Origin of the sequence: Bacteroides timonensis (assembly GCF_000513195.1) — a bacterium.
GTDB lineage: Bacteria > Bacteroidota > Bacteroidia > Bacteroidales > Bacteroidaceae > Bacteroides > Bacteroides timonensis.
On record NZ_CBVI010000199.1, the window covers coordinates 1 to 2,050 of the forward strand.

The 2,050-nt window shown below is 44.9% G+C and carries 4 protein-coding genes; all 4 read left to right on the plus strand.

Annotation, left to right across the window (positions count from 1 at the left end; genetic code table 11):
- A partial coding sequence (locus tag BN161_RS27785; protein ID WP_044272601.1) for a DUF2589 domain-containing protein occupies positions 1–280 on the plus strand: 280 nt, incomplete at its 5' end.
- A 46-nt stretch (positions 281–326) separates the two neighbouring features.
- A complete protein-coding gene (locus tag BN161_RS28355) occupies positions 327–1,040 on the plus strand; it encodes a protease inhibitor I42 family protein (protein WP_052356442.1) in 714 nt (237 codons plus the stop codon).
- A gap of 233 nt (positions 1,041–1,273) precedes the next feature.
- Positions 1,274–1,591, plus strand: coding sequence for a type II toxin-antitoxin system RelE/ParE family toxin (locus BN161_RS27795; RefSeq protein WP_044272604.1), 318 nt, complete (start codon positions 1,274–1,276; stop codon positions 1,589–1,591).
- Between the two features lie 11 nt (positions 1,592–1,602).
- Positions 1,603–1,911: a HigA family addiction module antitoxin gene (locus BN161_RS27800; RefSeq protein WP_044272607.1), complete on the plus strand. Its 309-nt coding sequence runs from the start codon at positions 1,603–1,605 to the stop codon at positions 1,909–1,911.
- Positions 1,912–2,050: the final 139 nt, after the last annotated feature.

Consider the following 2,050-nt stretch of genomic DNA (forward strand, 5'->3'; position numbering starts at 1 on the left):
AGCTATGGGAATATTCAGTAAACGACCTAAATATGCACTATCAGATATTCTGAAAGGGCTGCATAATGCGGTAAATAGTGCGCAGGAAATGCTACAAGCACAACAGGTACAGAACTTAACAAAGTTCTGGCAAACAAATGACGGTACACCCGTATCGCAAAAGCTGAAAGTTGGCGATAGAGAACTGAATGTACCGTTGATGTCTCAAGTTCGATTGAGCGGAAAAGCACTACCGGCACAGCAGCGGGTGATGTCACAATGCAATAATAATCTCCAATAAAAATAAATCAATTATTTCTGTTTAATTATCTAAAACAACAAAGATTATGGTTAGAACATTTTTCAAAGTAGGTGAAACGATGACCGTCAAGCGTGTCATACAGGCAGGTACACAAAGTCGTTATGTGTTGGCATTTCTATCGGGCAGTGCAGCCCTTGTGAGTGAAGAAGTAGAGAAAGCGGAACAGCCGGGTGGTGATACCACTCAAACATTCACTTTCGAGTTTATGAAACCAGGAGTGGCACAGATACAGTTCGCCCATTTCCGTGGCACGGAAGCCTTGTACGAGGAAGTGTTGGCATACTACGCCTATGATCCGGCTGCAAATGGAGCTGAAACAAATGATGTGAATAGTTTCAGTACGCTTATAGGAAGTAAAGTTCGCGAAGAAGGCGATGCTTGCGTTTATTTCCTGCAGCACGACGGAAAGACAAATGAAAAGAAACGTATGGGTATACCGGATATGGAAACCTTTAAAAGAGTATTTACCAAATATGACTGGCAGGACATACCGAGCGAAATTATGCAGCATATCCCTCGCATGGAGAACATGGATGCCGATTTTGTAGGCATATTCAAGTGCGAAGATTCTTATGGCATTTATTTCTGTACCGGTCGTTTGCGCTACTTCATTCCGAATATGGAAGTGCTGAATGCCATCGGTTTTAATCTGGAAAAGGCATACACACTGAAAGAATGTATGATACATCGTCTGTTTGACATAGATGCCGGTAGCATCGAATACAAGGAAAGATTATAACAAGCAGCAGCCACCGCCGGGCGCTTGGTGCGTAAAGTCCGGAGTGAGCAACTGAAGCAAAACCAATTGGCACCCCGAAAGAGGGGGACAATATAAACAAGAACACTCTTTGACATACCGGAAAACGAGAAACTTTCAAAAGCAAGTGCAGGATTCCTGAAATTGTTTCCACTTTTATAGTGGAATATTGGATATAAGCATTACCTTTGCGATGTGAACCGAAATAGAAAGCAATGGAAATAAACTTTGATAAAGAATACTTGCGTCAATTGTATGAGGACGGAAAGACGACGGACAAAAAAAATCGCTTCCAACCCCATATCGTGACACGGTACCAGTTGCGCGTCAAGGTATTGGAACAAGCCCGAAACGTGGAGGAACTGTATGCCATCCATTCGTTGCATTACGAAGTGCTGAAAGGAGATAAGGCAGGTATTTCTTCTATCAGGGTAAACGACCAGTACCGCATTGAGTTCACGGTGAAGCAGGTCTCGGCTGAAACAGTCGTGACGATATGCAATATTCTGGAATTGTCAAACCATTATAAATAGGAGATACGAATATGGGAACATATACTTGCCAACGCCTCATTCATCCGGGCGAACTACTCAAGGAAGAAATAGAAAGCCGCAAGTTGGCGCAGACCCGGCTTGCCGCACAGACGGGCATTTCATACAAGATTCTGAACGATATTCTGAACTGCCGCCGTCCCCTCACCACTGCCACAGCCATGCTGTTCGAGGCAGCTTTGGGCATAAGCGCAGGACTGCTGATGCGGATGCAGCTCGACTATAATATGCGTCAGGCAGCCAGTGATAAATCTTTTATGGAACGGCTGAATCAGGTACGTAAGTATGCTGCATTGTTGTAGGCTTATGTCTTCCGGTGAAAGACTTGACTAATTTGTCGTAGCGGTCCGGCCCGTCATACGAAAAAGTTTCTCGTCCCGCCCCTCTCCCCGCAAGGAGAAGGGCGGGACGTTTGTTTTCCGGTATGCCGATGCGCGGATG

Excerpts from the sequence above, each read along its gene's own strand:
- BN161_RS28355 (WP_052356442.1), top strand. The coding sequence starts at position 327 with ATGGTTAGAACATTTTTCAAAGTAGGTGAAACGATGACCGTCAAGCGT.
- BN161_RS27795 (WP_044272604.1), top strand. The coding sequence starts at position 1,274 with ATGGAAATAAACTTTGATAAAGAATACTTGCGTCAATTGTATGAGGAC.
- BN161_RS27800 (WP_044272607.1), top strand. The coding sequence starts at position 1,603 with ATGGGAACATATACTTGCCAACGCCTCATTCATCCGGGCGAACTACTC.